We start from the raw sequence: 16,076 nt of genomic DNA on the forward strand, positions 1-16,076 counted from the left end.
CCGGCTTACCACTGCAGGCGTTCGACGCCGTCGAAGGTCAGTTCGCTGCCATCGGCCATCACAATGGTGCCTGATACGTCGCTGCCCAGCGCCAGGGTGCCGGTCGCTGCATTGTTGGTGATCAGCGTGCCGTCGCTCAGCGTCACCGTCCAGTCGCCGAAACCCGGCCCGCCAGTCGCGCCATTGATATAGATGGTGTCGGTCCAACCGCCGGCCATGCCGCCGCTGAACTGGTCATTGCCCCAGCCGGCAGCGAAATAGGCAGTGTCGCTGCCGTCGCCACCCAGCATGATGTCATCGCCCAGCCCACCGCTCAGGCTGTCGTTGCCGATGCCGCCGCTCAGGGTGTTGGCGCCATCGCTGCCGGTCAGCGTATCGTTGTAGCTGCTGCCGGTCAGGTTCTCGATGGAACTGAGTGTATCGCCGACGGCATGGCCACCGCTGGCGGTGGCGGCGGCAAGGTTCACCGTCACGGCGGCATTCGAACCGGCGAAGCTGGCCGTATCGCTACCGTCACCGCCCGATAGCACGTCTCCGCCGGCCATGCCAGTCAGGATGTCATCGCCGCCGCCGCCGGTGAGCGTATTGGCGGCACTGCTGCCGGTCAGCGTGTCGGCGAAATCAGAGCCGGTCAGGTTCTCGATCGTAGTGTAGGTGTCGCCCGCCGCGTCGCCGGTATTGCTGGTGCTGGTCGTGAGGTTGGCTGTCACGCCGGCTGTAGCGCCTGCATAGCTGGCGGTATCGGTACCGGTGCCGCCAACCAGCACGTCGGCGCCGGCGCCGCCTTCCAGGATGTCATTACCGGTACCGCCATCAAGGCGATTGGCACCGGTGTCGCCGGTCAGCGTATCGGCGTAGCTGCTGCCGGTCAGATTCTCGATTTCTGACAGCGCATCGCCTTGAGCATCGCCGCCGAAACCTTCGCCGGTGGCGAGATTCGCAGTCACGGCAGTCGTGGAGGACGAATAGCTCGCCGTATCGATACCGGCGCCGCCGATCAGCGTATCGGCACCCGCGCCGCCCTGCAGCGTGTCAGTGCCGGCTCCGCCCTGCAGCGTATTGGCATTGACGTCGCCGGTCAGGCTGTCGTTGTAGTCAGAACCGATCACAATCTCGATGCCGGTCAGCGTATCGCCAGCCGCCTCGCTGCCGGTGCCACTGCCGGCGCCAGTGCCCAGGTTCACCGTGACCGCGGCAGTCGAGCCGGCATAGCTGGCTGTGTCGATGCCAAGGCCGCCGGCCAGGGTATCCGAGCCGAGGCCACCAATCAGCAGGTCGTCGCCTTCGCCGCCGGTCAGCACATTGGCCGCGGTATTACCGGTCAGGATGTCGCCGTAGACCGAGCCAGTGATGTTCTCGATAGTGGTGAGCGTGTCGCCGGCGGCATCGCCGCCGCTGGTGACGCCAGTGGCAAGATTGACGGTCACGGCCGCACCGGAGCCGGCATAGCTCGCGGTATCCGAACCATTGCCGCCGATCAGCGTGTCGGCGCCGGCGCCGCCTTCCAGAATGTTGGCGCTGTTGTCGCCGGTGAGTGTGTCGTCATAGGCCGAACCGGTCAGGTTCTCGATGGTGGCGAGCGTATCGCCCTGCGCATCGCCGCCGCTGCCTGTGCCGGCGGCCAGGCTGACGGTGACACCAGCCAAGGATGTCTTGTAGCTCGCAGTATCCGTGCCGGTGCCGCCGACCAGTGCATCGGCGCCGGCGCCGCCTTCCAGCATGTCGTTGCCGGTGCCGCCATCCAGGCGATTCGCGGCCGCATCGCCGGTCAGCGTGTCATTGTAGTTGCTGCCGGTGAGGTTTTCGATCTCCGACAGGACATCGCCTTCGGCATCGCCGCCGCTGCCGGCACCAGTGGCGAGATCGACATTCACCGCCACGGTAGACGCCACATAGCTTGCCGTGTCGGTGCCGGCGCCGCCGATCAGGGTGTCGGCGCCGGCCGCGCCGGTCAGTGTGTCGTTGCCGGCCCCGCCGTCGATCACGTTGGCGGCGGTACTGCCGGTCAAGGTATCGGCCAGATCCGAGCCGATCACATTCTCGAAGCCCGAGATCGTGTCGCCCTGGGCATCGCCGCCCGAGACGGCATTGGTCGCCAGATTGACCGAAACGGCCGCCGAGGAACCGGCATAGCTGATGGTATCGGTGCCGGTACCGCCCGACAGCACGTCGCTGCCGGCGCCGCCGCGCAGTACGTCGTCGCCCAGGCCGCCGGTCAGGGTATTGGCATTGGCATCGCCGGTCAGCGTGTCGGCGTAATCCGTGCCGGTGATATTCTCGATGGTGGCGAGTGTGTCGCCTTCGGCATCGCCGCCGCTGCCGGTGCCGGCGGCAAGGTTCACGGTCACTGCTTCAGTGGAAGCCGCATAGCTGGCGGTATCGGTGCCGACGCCGCCGATCAGGGTGTCGGCGCCGCCTGCGCCAACCAGCATGTCATTGCCGCTGCCACCAGTGATGACGTTGGCATTCGCATCTCCGGTCAGCGTGTCGGCGCCACTGCCGCCAGTCAGGTTCTCGATGCTGTCGAAGGTGTCGCCGGCCGCATCTGTGCCGCTGGCAGTACCGGTGGCGAGGTTCACGGTAACCGCCGCCGTCGAGGTCGTGTAACTGGCTGTATCGCTGCCGTCGCCGCCGACCAGTGCATCGGCGCCCGCGCCGCCGATCAGGATGTCGTCGCCCGCGCCGCCGTCGAGGCGGTTGCCAGCGGTGCTGCCGGTGAGAGTGTCGGCATAAGCCGAACCGACAAGATTCTCGATGGTGGCGAGCGTGTCGCCCTGGGCATCACCACCGGTGCCGGTGCCGCTGGCAAGGCTGACCGTGACGCCGGCCGAAGAGGCGGCGTAGCTGGCGGTATCGCTGCCCGTGCCGCCGGTCAGCACGTCGGCGCCGGCGCCGCCCTGCAGCAGGTCGTCGCCCAGGCCGCCGGTCAGTGTATTTACGTTGGCGTCGCCGGTGAGCGTATCGGCATGATCGGAACCGATCACCGTCTCGATGCCCGACAGCGTGTCACCCTCGGCATCGCCGCCCGTGCCGGTGCCGGCGGCGAGATCGATGGTTACGGCCGCCGTCGAGGCGGCATAGCTGGCGGTATCGGTGCCGGCACCGCCGATCAGGGTGTCGGCACCGCCGCCGCCGACCAGGGTGTCGTTGCCGACACCGCCATCGATGACATTGGCATCGGCGTTGCCGGTCAGCGTATCGGCGCCGCCGCCGCCGGTCAGGTTCTCGATGCTGCTGAAGGTATCGCCGGCGGCATCGCCGCCGCTGGCCGCGCCGGTGCCAAGATTGACGGTGACCGCGGTGTTGGAGGTGGCATAGCTGGCGGTATCGCTGCCGTCACCGCCGATCAGGGCATCAGCGCCGCCGCTGCCGATCAGGGTGTCGTCGCCGCTGCCGCCCTCCAGGCGATTCGCGGCCGTGGTGCCGGTCAGCGTATCGGCATGATCGGAACCGATGACATTCTCGATGGTGGCGAGCGTATCGCCCTGCGCATCGCCGCCGCTGCCGGTGCCAGCGGTCAGGTTCACGGTTACGCCGGCCGAAGAGCCGGCATAGCTGGCGGTGTCGGTGCCGGTGCCGCCGATCAGCGCATCGGCGCCCGCGCCACCCAGCAGCTGGTCATCGCCGGTGCCGCCATCCAGACGGTTGTCTGCCGCATCGCCGGTCAGCATGTCGGCATAGGAGCTGCCGGTGACATTCTCGATTTCGGACAGTGCGTCGCCTTCTGCGTCGCCGCCGCTGCCAAGGCCGGTGGCGAGATTGACGTTCACTGCGGCGGTGGAGGCGGCATAGCTGGCGGTATCGGTATCGGCGCCGCCGATCAGCGTATCGGCACCGGCGCCGCCGGTCAGCGTATCGGCACCGGCCGCACCTTCGAGGCGGTTGGCATTGGCATCGCCGGTCAGCGTGTCGCCATAGGCCGAGCCGGTGAGATTCTCAATGCCCGACAGCGTGTCGCTGGCGGCATCGCCGCCCGTGCCCGTGCCGCTCGCCAGGCTGACGGTCACCGCGGCCGTTGAGGCCATGTAACTTGCCGTGTCGGCTCCAGCGCCGCCGACCAGCGCATCCGCGCCGGCGCCACCGGTCAGCAGGTCGTCGCCGGCGCCACCCTCCAGGCGGTTGGCCGCCGCATCACCGGTCAACGTGTCGGCGTGATCCGAGCCGGTGAGGTTCTCGATGGTGGCAAGCGTGTCGCCATCGGCATCGCCGCCGCTGGCCGTGCCGGCCGCCAGGTTGACCGCGATGCCTGCTGCCGATCCGGCATAGCTGGCCGTGTCGGTGCCGATGCCGCCGATCAGCGTATCCGCACCGGCGCCACCGCTCAGCATGTCGTTGCCGCTGCCACCATCCAGCCGATTGGCATTGGCGTCGCCGGTCAGGGTGTCGTTGCCGCTGCCGCCGGTGAGGTCCTCGATCCCGGACAGGATATCGCCGGCGGCATCGCCGCCGCTGGCAGTCCCGGCCGCCAGATCGATGCTGACGGCCACTGTGGCGGTGGCGTAACTGGCTGTATCGCTGCCGGCGCCACCGATCAGGGTATCGGCGCCCGCGGCACCGCTCAGCGTGTCGTCGCCGGCGCCACCCTCCAGCCGGTTGGCATTGGCATCGCCGGTCAGCATGTCGGCAAAGTCGGAGCCGGTGACATTCTCGATGGTGGCGAGCGTATCGCCTTGGGCGTCGCCGCCTGTGCCGGTGCCGGCCGTCAGGCTGACGGTCACGCCGGTCGTGGAGGCCGCATAATTCGCCGTGTCGCTGCCGGTGCCGCCGATCAGCGCATCGGCACCGGCACCGCCGGTCAGCAGGTCATCGCCCGCGCCGCCATCCAGGCGGTTGGCCGCTGCATCGCCGGTCAGTGTGTCGCCGCCACTGCCGCCGGTGAGATTTTCAATTTCGGACAGTGTGTCGCCTTCGGCATCGCTGCCGCTCGCCGTGCCATCCGCCAGATTGACGTTCACCGTGGCCGTGGCGGTGGCATAGCTCGCGGTATCCGTGCCGGTGCCGCCGATCAGGGTATCCGCACCGGAACCGCCGGTCAGCGTGTCGTTGCCGGCGCCGCCATCGATGCGGTTTTCGCCGGCTTCGCCGGTCAGGGTATCGGCGCCGCTGCCGCCAACCAGATTCTCGATGCTGCTGAATGTGTCGCCGGCAGCATCGCCGCCGCTGGCAGTGCCCGTGGCAAGGCTCACGGTCACTGCGGTGGCCGTGCCGGCGTAGCTGGCGGTATCGCTGCCCTCGCCGCCGACCAGGGCGTCCGAACCGGCGCCACCGATCAGCAGATCGTCGCCGGCGCCGCCTTCGAGGCGGTTGTTCGCGGTGCTTCCGGTCAGCGTATCGGCAAAGTCGGAGCCAGTGACATTTTCGATGGTGGCGAGCGTGTCGCCCTGGGCGTCGCCGCCGGTGGCGGTGCCCGTCGCCAGGTTGACGGCGACGGCAGCGGAGGAGCCGGCATAACTTGCGGTATCGGTGCCGGTGCCGCCGATCAGGGTATCCGCGCCGCTGCCACCCAGCAGCGTATCGTTGCCGCTGCTGCCATCAAGCCGGTCGTTGCCGGCACCGCCTTCCAGCAGATTGTCGCCGGTATTGCCGGTCAGCGTATCGGCAAAGTCGGAGCCGATGATGTTTTCGATGGTGGCGAGCGTGTCGCCCTGGGCATCGCCGCCCGTGCCGGTGCCGCTGGTCAGGCTGACGGTGACAGCGGCGGAAGATCCGGCATAGCTCGCGGTATCGGTGCCGGTGCCACCGATCAGCGTATCACTGCCGGTGCCGCCGACCAGAAGGTCGTTACCAGTACCGCCATCCAGCCGGTCGTTGCCGGCGCCGCCATCCAGGCGGTTGTTGCCGGCATCGCCGGTGAGAGTGTCGGCGTAATCCGAGCCGGTGACATTTTCGATGGTGGCGAGCGTGTCGCCCTGGGCATCGCCGCCGGTGCCGGTGCCGGTCGCGAGATTGACCGTCACGGCCGCCGCCGAAGCCGCGTAACTGGCGGTATCGGCGCCATCGCCGCCGATCAGGGTATCCGCGCCGGCACCACCGGCGAGCGTATCGTCACCGGCGTCAGCGTCCAATGTATTGGCGCTGGCATCGCCGGTTATGGTATCGGAAAAATCAGATCCGATGACATTCTCAATGCTGCTGAGTGTATCGCCATCGCTGGCGGTGCCTGCTGCCAGATCGACGGTCACGCCGGCCGCCGCGCTGGCATAGCTGGCGGTATCGGTGCCGCTGCCGCCGATCAGGGTATCCGCGCCTGCCGCGCCTGCCAGCGTGTCATCGCCCGCGCCGCCATCCAGGATGTTGGCGCCGGCATCGCCGGTCAGCGTATCGGCGTGATCCGATCCGGTGACATTCTCGATGTCGGTCAGCGTGTCGCCGTCGCTGGCCGTACCCGCCGCCAGATCGACGGTCACGCCAGTCGTCGATGCAGCATAGCTGGCAGTGTCGGTGCCGCTGCCGCCGATCAGGGTATCCGCGCCTGCCGCGCCTGCCAGCGTGTCATCGCCCGCGCCGCCATCCAGGATGTTGGCGCCGGCATCGCCGGTCAGCGTATCGGCGTGATCCGATCCGGTGACATTCTCGATGTCGGTCAGCGTGTCGCCGTCGCTGGCCGTACCCGCCGCCAGATCGACGGTCACGCCGATGGTCGCGTCGGCATAGCTGGTTGTGTCGCTGCCGGCACCACCGGCGAGCACATCCGCGCCGCCGCCGCCAAGCAGGAGATTGTCGCCGGCGTCGCCGGTCAGCGTATCGGCGAAGGCCGAGCCGGTGAGATTTTCGATGCTGATATAGCTGTCGCCTTCGGCAAGGCCCTGCGTGCCTTTTCCGGCCGACAGATCGACCGTGACGCTCGCGCCGGCCGTGGCATAACTGACCGTATCACTGCCGGCCTTGCCATCGAAGGTCTCGGCTGTCGTCGTGGCCGTAAAGACGTCGTCGCCCGCGGTGCCGCTATGAACGAGAGGACCAGCCGGCGGTTCGGCCGGGGCTTCTTCCTCCAGCGTTTCGGGCGTCTCGATTTCGGAGGATGCAGCGCTCTGGTCCTGTGTGACGGACTGCAGCTCAGGCGCCGGTGCAGCGGCGGTGGCCGAAGCCGTGGCTGGTGTGGTCGCGGGCTGCGCCCGCGCCGTCGACAATGCGCCGGAGGGCTGCTGATCGGGTGTGAAATCGGCGCTGGTTGCGGCTGCCGCTGCGCCGCCCTCGGCCGTCGGAGCGGCAGCAGTTGCCGCCGGTGCCGGGATTGCTGCTGTATCGGCCGCTTCGGTGCCCGGCGCCGCAGTTGCGCGCGGAGTGATCGTGGCGCGGGCATCGGCCACGGTAATCGCAATACGCCCGTCGGCCAGGCCGGTATCGGTCGGCGCCGCAGTCTTATCCATTGCAGCCATCGCCGGTGTGGCGGATGGCTGGAGGTTGCCGCCGAAATCCGCAGTTCCTGTGCTCTGGCTCGCAACCGGTTGGTAGATGCGTTCTTCGCCGATCACAGTACCATAATGCACAGCGCCCAGCGCGGTGCCGGCATCGCTGTTTTCGGCACCATTCTGGGGTTGCGCGAGGGGGACTTCCGCGCTGCCCGACCGCGGTGTCTTACCGCCCTTGGGCAATGCGGTCAGTTCGTCGCTCAGGATATCGGATTTCGTGGCCATGGTCCTATTTTCGCCAGACAAGTAGTAATCAAGAGTTAATCTTGTGAAACGCTAACTCTCCTTTTAGTTATACCCAGTATATCGCCACCCGGCACATTAGTGTTGATTCCGGTCAATGCTCGCCTTCTTTGGGAAACATAAACATTGCCCCTGGAAATAATCTGTAGACGGATTTATGGCGAATGAGCCAAAGGTCTTTGATTCATAAAAATGCCGGCAGCAGTCTGATTTTCAATCCGACGCTGATTGCCTGTTCGATTCTGCTCAATCTGTTGGCCATTGCCCTGCCGATCTACACGCTTCAGGTCTATGACCGCGTGTTGCCCAATGCTGCCAGCGATACACTGCTTCTGCTCAGTATTTTATTGTTAACCATACTGCTGGGCGAAGGCGCCATGCGGGCCGTGCGCAGCGCGCTGGCCAGCTGGGCCGGTGCCCGCTTTGAACACCAGGCCGGTGTCGCCGGCATTGCTCGCCTGCTCGCTGCCGAGGTCAGGGCCGCCACGACCGAGACGACCGGCGCGCATCTTGAACGGCTGGGCGCCATCGATCGGTTACGTGAATTCTACGCCAACCAGGGTGCGATCATCGTGATCGACCTGCCCTTTGCTTTGCTGTTCACGGCCATCATCTGGTTTGTCGGCGGTCCTTTGGCCTGGCTGACGCTCGTAGTTTTCGCGATTTTCGCCATTGCCGCCGCCATGATCGGCCGTGTGCTGCACGATGCTGTCGATGCACGGACCGACTCCGACAAACGCCGCACCAGTTTCATGATCGAGGTCTTGTCCGGCATCACCACAGTGAAGGCGATGACCATGGAGCGGCTGATGATGCGCCGCTACGAGCGCCTGATGGATAGCGCCTCTGCGGCGGCTTTCCGCGTTACCTATCTTTCGGCCCTGTCCCAGGCCCTGGGCAGTTTCTTTTCCAACCTCGCCATCGTCGCCGTACTGGTCTATGGCTCGCTTCTGGTGCTCGACGGCCAGATGACGGTCGGTCAGCTGGCCTGCTGTTCGCTGCTGGCCGGCCGGGTCATGCAGCCGCTGCTGCGCGCCATGGGAATCTGGAGCAATTTCCAGGCGATCCGCCTGGCGGAACGTCAGCTCGGGCAGCTACATGCCCTGCCGCAGGAACCCGGGGCGCTGCAGCGCTATCCACGTATCGTCACCGACGGCCGTATCGACTTCCGTGATGTCAGCGTCGATGACGGAGTCGGACAGCCTCTGCTTGACCATGCCAGCATCGCCATCGCCGCCGGCGAGACCGTTGCCATCGTCGGTGCCGACAGCAGCGATCGCTCGGCCGTTCTGGCAGTGATCGCCGGCCTGCAACGGCCGACCGGCGGGCAGGTTCTCTATGACGGCACGGCGCTGAAAGCGACCGACCCGCGACCGGGTCCGGACGAGATCGGCCTGCTGCCGCGCCAGGCCACGGTGTTCCAGGGCAGCATGATCGATAATCTGACCATGTTCCGCCGCGGCACAGTCGTCGATACCGCGCTGCAGCTGGCCGAACGGTTGGGACTCGATGGCTATATCGCCACGCTGGCGAACGGCTACGAGACCACGGTCAGCGGCGGCCAGACCGAAACTCTGCCCGGCGGCGTGCGCCAGCGCATTGCCATCATCCGTGCCCTGGTCGAACAGCCGCGCATCATTCTGTTCGATGAAAGCAACAACGGCTTTGACCGCAATTCAAACGAACGACTGCTCGGCATGCTGGCGGAGCTGAAAGGCAGGGCGACTATTGTGCTGGTCAGCTACCAACCTTCGGTGCTGCGGCTGGCCGATCGTCTGTTCGAATTGCGAGACGGCAAGCTGGTCGAGCGGCCGGCATTGAGTCCGGTGCCGCCAGATGTAGTGAACGGACAGCCGGCATGAGCACACCGGTCAATCAGCCGCCGCCCTCTGTGGACGAGGCAAATAGTTTGCAGGTGGTGCGTGCCGAACCACTGGCCGAAGCAATGCGCCAGGGCCGAATGGGCGCCTTCCAGGCGGTGTCGCCTTTTGCCGCCTGTCTGATGCCGCTGCTCACCGCGCTCGGCTGGCAGGGCGATCCGCGCCATATTGTCGAGGCGCTGCCGCATTTCGCCGCTGATCTCGACCTCGATGGTCTGCGCAATGTGTTGATCGAACTCTCTTTTGTGACCAAGCCGCATGAGCGGCGGCTGGATGAGATCGATCCACGCCTGCTGCCCTGCCTGCATGTCGATCGCAGCGGCCGGCCGCGGGTGATGCTTGAGGCCGCCGACGGCATGATGCGGGTTTTCGACGGTATGCGGCGTGAGGAAATCCGTCTGAAAACCGCCGCCATTGCCGGCACAGCCTATTTCATCGAACCGGCCGAAACGCAGGACGAGATCGGGCCGCGCAAGACCTTTCTGGGCGTCATCGCGCGGCGCTTTTCCGGCGTGGCCATGCAGTTGGGCATGATCACCCTGTTCAACAATGTGCTGGCACTCGGGTTTCCGCTGTTTGCCCTGATGGTCTATGACAAGGTGATCGGTGGCCAGTCGCGCGAACTTGTGACCTATCTGCTGGTCGGTATCGGCCTGACCTTCGCCTTCGACTTCGCCTTGCGCATGCTGCGCAGCCGCATGCTGGCCTATATGGGCGCCCGGGTCGAACGGCTGGTCGCCATCGCGGTGCTCAAGCACCTGCTGCGCCTGCCGGTCGGTTATACTGAGGCGGCACCGATCGGCATGCAGCTGGCGCGGCTAAAGGAATTCGAGACGGTGCGCGAATTCTTCTCCGGGCCGCTGGCCGGCGTGGCGTTCGATCTGCCATTCCTGTTCGTATTTTTCCTGATGATTGCCTGGCTAGGCGGGCCGCTGGTGCTGGTCTCGCTGTTGCTCGGCCTGGTGATCCTGCTGATCGGCTATGCCTCGCAATATGTGCAGACCAATGCGCTGCAGGGCATGGCTGCCAGTCAGGCCGCGCGTCATGGCCTGACTGTCGAGATCGTGTCTAATCTGCAGGCGATCAAGCAATCGGGCAGCGCCGCCATCTGGCTGGAACGCTACCGTGCCGCCTCGGCGGCGGCGGCGGTCGACAGTCGCAAGCTGCAGATGATCTCCGGCATGCTCAACGCGCTGTCGCAGACCCTGATGATGCTGACCGGCATGATCGTTCTGGCCTGGGGCGCACTGCGCATCACCGATGGCAGCATGTCGGTCGGCGCGTTGGTGGCGACCATGGCCTTATCTTGGCGTGTACTGGCGCCGCTGCAGCTTGGCCTGATGGCGCTGACCCGGCTTGGCCAGATTCGCCTCGGCATGGCGCAGATCGATCGGCTGCTGCAGCTGCGCACCGAACTCAGCGACCGACCCGGCCCGGCAGTGGTGCAGCGTGTGTTTCGCGGCGCCATCACGCTCAATCGTGTCTCTCTTCGTTATCGGCCCGATGCAGAGCCTGCATTGCTCGGCATTGACCTGCAACTCAAGCCGGGTGAGATGATCGGCATCACCGGACATTCCGGATCGGGCAAGTCCACCATCCTCAAGGTGATGGCCGGGTTGTATCAGGCCCAGGCCGGCGCCGTGCTGCTCGATGGCCTCGATATCCGGCAGATGACGCCGCATGAATTGCGCAATGCCGTGACCTATGCGCCGCAGAACCGGCACCTGTTCCATGGCACGATTGCACAGAACCTGCGGCTGGCGGCACCGACCGCCAGCGACGACGACCTGAAGGCGGCACTGGCCGAAGCCGGCGCGCTGAATGAAATCCTGGCCCTGCCGGATGGCCTGCATACCGGCCTTGGCGATCATAGCGGCGCGCATCTGCTCTCCATCGGACTTCTGCAGCGCATTTCGCTGGCGCGCGTCTATCTGCGGCCTTCGGCCGTGCTGCTGCTCGATGAACCGGGCCAGTGGCTGGACGAGCCGGGCGATGCCGCGCTGATTGAGTCGCTACAGCGGCGCAAGGGCAAGCAGACCATCGTCATCGTGACGCACCGGCCCAGCCATCTGACTTTCTGCGACCGCGTCCTGCTGATGGAAAACGGCCGCATCATCGATATCCGCAGCGCCGGCAAGGGCGCCGCCGTGCCATCCCAGGGAGTTGGGAGATGAGTGAGACTTTACCCACCCTGCAGGCCGATCCGGCCCGCATTCGCCATCTCACGCTGGCGATCCAGCTGGAGGAAGGCCGGGCGCCGCGACTGATGCAGGTTTCGGTCTGGCTGATGATTTCTATCGTGATCTTCGCCATCGGTTGGGCGGCAGTGACCAAAGTGGCGCAGGTGGCGCGTGCGCCAGGCGAGATCGTGCCGAACGGCCATCTGCAGCCGGTGCAGCATCTGGAAGGTGGCAGCGTCGCCGAGGTGCTGGTACAGGAAGGCGACCTCGTCGAAGCGGGCCAGACCCTGGTGCGCCTCGATCATACCGGCGTGACGGCAGAACTCGACCAGCTACGCACCCGTGAACGCAGTCTGCGCCTGCAGGCCGAGCGCCTGCGCGCTTTCGCCGATGGCCGCGTTGCCGATCTCGATGACAGCCGGGAGCAGGGGCTTTCGTCCGATCAGGCAGCGATCCTGCGCAGCCAGGAACGCGCCAGGCTCAGCCAGCGCAATGTGCTCGAACGGCAGGCTGCCGGCCGCCGCGCCGATCTCGAAGCCCTGATCGGCCAGCAGAAGACCCTGCAGCGCCAGAGCGCGATCACAGCGGAGGCGCTGGATATGCGCAAAACGTTGTCGGAGAAGGGGCTGAATTCCCGCCTGACCTTCCTCGACGTGCAACGCGAGATGAACCGCGTGCAGGGCGAACTCACCACCGTGACGACCAATATCGGCCGGGCGCGCGAGGCGGTGGCCGAGGCCGAGCAACGGCTGATCGAACTCGACTCGCGGCTCTCGGCCGATGCCATGCGGGAACTCGGCGCAGTCACCAGCGACCTGCGCCAGATCGAAGAGGTCCGCGTCAAACTGGAAGACCGTGTGGCGCGCACCACCATTTCCTCGCCAGTGCGTGGCATCATCAAGGACCTGCGCGCCTATGCTGCCGGGGCGGTGGTGCCGCCGGGCGGCAATATCGCCGAAATCGTGCCGGTCGGCCGCGAACTGATGGTGGAAGCGCGTGTCAGCCCCTCGGATATCGGCCAGTTGCGGGCAGGGCAGCCAGTGGCGGTGAAAGTCTCGACCTACGATTTCGCGCAGTTCGGCAGCGTGCCGGGCCGGCTGGTGCATGTGTCAGCCTCCACCTTTCACGGCCCGCAGATCGCGCCCTTCTACAAGGCGCTGGTGCGGCTTGATCAGAACTATGTCGGCAACGATGCGTCGCGGAACCTGCTGCAGCCTGGTATGACGGTACTGGCTGATATCAAGACCGACGAGCGTACCGTGCTGCGCTTCCTGCTCAATCCAGTCTACCGGGCGCTCGACACCGCTTTCCAGGAGCGCTGATCGACTTCTGGGCCAGGCATTGATCGGCGCTGCCGGTTTGGCATTATCGCCGGATGACCGCTTCGCCCGCAGACCTGCCGCCTGAAATCCGCGATGCCTCGGCCTGGTATGGCCCTGCCATGCTGCAAGACCAAAGCTGGCTGGAGCATTTCACCGAAACCGAGATTGCGGAAGTGGAGTCGGCGATGCACCGCATCGCTGCTGGTCCCGATGCGGCGGTTGCCCGGCTGACACCGGCCGATTTTCCGTTGCCCGGTCTGGCTGTGCGGCTGGGGCGTGTCAGGGATGCGGTGCTCAGTGGCCGCGGCTTTGCCCTGCTGCGCGGCCTGCCGGTGCAGCGCTGGACTATGCGCGAAGCCGCCATTGCCTTCCTTGGCCTCGGCAGCCATCTGGGCAGTGCACGCTCGCAGAACGCCAGAGGCCATATCCTCGGTCATGTGAAAGATATGGGGCTGAACAGCGACGATCCGAATGTGCGCATCTACCAGACGCATGAGCGCCAGACCTTCCATACCGATTCCAGCGATATTGTCGGACTGCTCTGTCTGCAGGCGGCGAAATCCGGCGGTCACTCGGCATTGGTGAGTTCCGTCACCATCTTCAACGAGATGCGCAGACGCCGGCCAGACCTGCTGCCGCATCTATTCGCGCCGATCGAAACCGACCGGCGCGGCGAGGTGCCGGTAGGCGAGAAGCCGTATTTCACCATTCCGACCTATAACTGGCATGCAGGCCATCTTTCGGCGATCTATCAGCGCCAGTATATCGAATCGGCCCGCCGCTTCGCCGATGTACCGCCGCTGACGCCGGCGCAGGTCGAGGCTTATGATCTGTTCGACGCGCTGGCCAACGATCCGGCGCTGAATTTTCACATGGTGCTGGAACCGGGCGATATGCAGTTGGTGCATAACCACACCCTGCTGCATGACCGAACGGCTTTCGAGGACTGGACCGAACCGGCGAAACGCCGGCATCTGTTGCGGTTGTGGCTCGCGCCGAAGCAGGCGCGTCCGTTGTCGCCGGTGTTTGCCCAGCGCTATGGCAGCGTCACGCCCGGCGATCGTGGCGGTATCATTGTTCCTGGCACGCAACTGACCGTGCCTTTCGAGGCGGGGTGACATGCCGGACATCAAAACAGTCGCCATTGTCGGCGGTGGCCTGATCGGTGCCAGCTGGGCAGCTTTGTTCACCGCCGGCGGCATCGATGTGGTGGCCTGGGATCCCGATGCCACGGCACGCGCGCTGTTCCGCGAACGCGTCAATGCGGCGCGCAGGCAACTGGCCAAACTCGGCTACCGTGGCCGTGGCAAGCTGAAGATCGTCGCCCGTCTGAAGGCGGCGGTGGCGGATGCTGATCTGATCCAGGAAAACGCGCCCGAGAAACTGGAACTTAAACACCGGCTGTTCGCCGAGATCGTGGCGGCGGCAAAGCCGCAGGCGACGATTGCCAGCAGCACATCCTCCTTTGCCTGGTCGGCACTGACCGAAGGGATGAAAGAACCGTCGCGGCTGATCGTGTCGCATCCGTTCAATCCGCCGCATCTGGTGCCGCTGGTCGAGCTCTTCGGCACTGACGCGGCGCGCGTGCAGGCAGCGGCCGTGTTTTACGAGGCGATGGGCAAGGTGACGATCCGCATGAAACGCGAGGCGCCCGGCCATGTCGCCAACCGGCTCGCCTCGGCGCTGTGGCGCGAGGCCGTGCATATCGTGGCCGAAGGTATTGCCGATGTGGCCGATGTCGACAGGGCACTGGTGGAGGGGCCCGGTCTGCGCTGGTCGATCCAGGGCGCGCATATGACCTATCATCTGGGTGGGGGCGAGGGTGGCATTCGCCATTACCTCGATCATCTCGGCCCCAGCCAGGAAAAGCGCTGGGCCGCGCTGGGAAGTCCCAGCCTTACCCCTGAGGTAAAGGATATGCTGGTGCAGGGTGTTGAAAACGAAGCGGCCGGCCGCAGCATCAGTGAATTGAGTGCCGAACGCGATGCGACGCTGATCGAGGCGCTCAAACTGCGGGCCAAGCAAAAGCGAAAGATGTAGCCCGACAATATTTCGGCCTTGGACGAAGCATCCTGTCTTGTTCCGTCATGTTGAAGCTTTACTCTGGTGCCAACAAAGCCAGAGGAAACCCCATGCCCGTCTCGACATCGGATAAATGCGCCACCTTTCGCCGCCTGCACGACAGCGGCTGCTTCGTCATTCCCAATCCCTGGGATGCCGGCTCTGCCGTGCTGCTGCAAAGCCTCGGTTTCAAGGCGCTGGCCTCCACCAGTGCCGGCATGGCCTGGACCATGGCAAAGCCGGATAATAAGGTGGAATGTGGTGAGGTTCTGGCGCATCTAAAGACGCTGACCGCGGTGACCGACATTCCGGTCAATGCCGATTTCGAAAACGGCTTTGCCGAAGACCCCGCTGGCGTTGCCGCCAATGTAACCCGGGCGATCGAGACCGGCATCGCCGGGCTTTCGATTGAAGACTCCACCGGCAATAAGGAAGCACCGCTTTATGACTTCGATCTCGCCGTGCAGCGCATCGTTGCCGCCCGGGCCGCCATCGACAAGAGCGGCAGCGGCGTGCTGCTGACCGCGCGCAGTGAAGGATTCATCGCCGGCCGGCCGGATCTGGATGAAACGGTACGCCGTCTGAAGGCTTTTGCTGCCGCTGGTGCCGATGTGCTCTATGCGCCAGGCATTCGCGACGAGGCGCAGATCAGGGCTGTGGTGCAGGCCGCCGGCGGCAAGCCGGTCAATATGCTCACGCTCGGCCAGCCGGTGGCCGAACTGGCTAAGCTCGGCATCCGCCGCATCAGCGTCGGTGGGTCGCTGGCGCGCACGGCCTGGGGCGAATTCATCCGCGCCGCCAAGGAAATCGGCGCCGAAGGCACATTCGACCATTTCAAGCAGGCCGCCCCGAGCTCTGAGCTCAACCGGCTGTTCAGCGCACATACGAAGCGTTAGGGCGGCAATGTCGGTGACAGCCTGAAGGCGTTTCGACTGCGCATCCTCGCCGCCGTCTGATCCCATAGTCGCAGCGACCCGA

Annotated in this window: 7 protein-coding genes; 6 read left to right on the forward strand and 1 reads right to left on the reverse strand. The window is 65.5% G+C overall.

Annotated elements, in window-relative coordinates; translation table 11 throughout:
• Positions 1–5: 5 nt before the first annotated feature.
• Positions 6–7,637: a hypothetical protein gene (locus OJJ21_RS11440; protein WP_297686283.1), complete on the reverse strand. Its 7,632-nt coding sequence runs from the start codon at positions 7,635–7,637 to the stop codon at positions 6–8.
• Between the two features lie 182 nt (positions 7,638–7,819).
• On the opposite strand from OJJ21_RS11440, the gene OJJ21_RS11445 reads away from it, so the two are divergent.
• From OJJ21_RS11445 to OJJ21_RS11470, 6 genes are all read left to right on the forward strand, one after another.
• Complete coding sequence (locus OJJ21_RS11445) at positions 7,820–9,517, forward strand: ABC transporter transmembrane domain-containing protein (protein WP_297686285.1); 1,698 nt, start codon at positions 7,820–7,822, stop codon at positions 9,515–9,517.
• On the forward strand, positions 9,514–11,709 hold the full coding sequence (locus OJJ21_RS11450) for an ATP-binding cassette domain-containing protein (RefSeq protein ID WP_297686287.1): 2,196 nt from the start codon (positions 9,514–9,516) through the stop codon (positions 11,707–11,709). Before OJJ21_RS11445 ends, OJJ21_RS11450 begins: the two co-directional genes overlap by 4 nt.
• Complete coding sequence (locus tag OJJ21_RS11455) at positions 11,706–13,037, forward strand: HlyD family type I secretion periplasmic adaptor subunit (protein WP_297686289.1); 1,332 nt, start codon at positions 11,706–11,708, stop codon at positions 13,035–13,037. The genes OJJ21_RS11450 and OJJ21_RS11455 overlap by 4 nt, the downstream gene beginning before the upstream one ends.
• Positions 13,038–13,090: 53 nt before the next feature.
• Positions 13,091–14,155 (forward strand): TauD/TfdA family dioxygenase, encoded by a 1,065-nt coding sequence (locus OJJ21_RS11460; RefSeq protein ID WP_297686291.1) that lies wholly within the window; start codon positions 13,091–13,093, stop codon positions 14,153–14,155.
• Position 14,156: 1 nt separating this feature from the next.
• Complete coding sequence (locus tag OJJ21_RS11465; RefSeq protein WP_297686292.1) at positions 14,157–15,077, forward strand: 3-hydroxyacyl-CoA dehydrogenase NAD-binding domain-containing protein; 921 nt, start codon at positions 14,157–14,159, stop codon at positions 15,075–15,077.
• A 92-nt stretch (positions 15,078–15,169) separates the two neighbouring features.
• Positions 15,170–15,994 (forward strand): isocitrate lyase/phosphoenolpyruvate mutase family protein, encoded by an 825-nt coding sequence (locus OJJ21_RS11470; protein ID WP_297686295.1) that lies wholly within the window; start codon positions 15,170–15,172, stop codon positions 15,992–15,994.
• Positions 15,995–16,076: the final 82 nt, after the last annotated feature.

Origin of the sequence: Ferrovibrio sp. (genome assembly GCF_025869515.1) — a bacterium.
Taxonomy (GTDB): domain Bacteria; phylum Pseudomonadota; class Alphaproteobacteria; order Ferrovibrionales; family Ferrovibrionaceae; genus Ferrovibrio.

What these genes read in the sequence shown, in the direction of transcription:
- OJJ21_RS11440 (WP_297686283.1), bottom strand. Translation starts at nt 7,637, where the DNA reads ATGGCCACGAAATCCGATATCCTGAGCGACGAACTGACCGCATTGCCC.
- OJJ21_RS11445 (WP_297686285.1), top strand. Translation starts at nt 7,820, where the DNA reads ATGAGCCAAAGGTCTTTGATTCATAAAAATGCCGGCAGCAGTCTGATT.
- OJJ21_RS11450 (WP_297686287.1), top strand. Translation starts at nt 9,514, where the DNA reads ATGAGCACACCGGTCAATCAGCCGCCGCCCTCTGTGGACGAGGCAAAT.
- OJJ21_RS11455 (WP_297686289.1), top strand. Translation starts at nt 11,706, where the DNA reads ATGAGTGAGACTTTACCCACCCTGCAGGCCGATCCGGCCCGCATTCGC.
- OJJ21_RS11460 (WP_297686291.1), top strand. Translation starts at nt 13,091, where the DNA reads ATGACCGCTTCGCCCGCAGACCTGCCGCCTGAAATCCGCGATGCCTCG.
- OJJ21_RS11465 (WP_297686292.1), top strand. Translation starts at nt 14,157, where the DNA reads ATGCCGGACATCAAAACAGTCGCCATTGTCGGCGGTGGCCTGATCGGT.
- OJJ21_RS11470 (WP_297686295.1), top strand. Translation starts at nt 15,170, where the DNA reads ATGCCCGTCTCGACATCGGATAAATGCGCCACCTTTCGCCGCCTGCAC.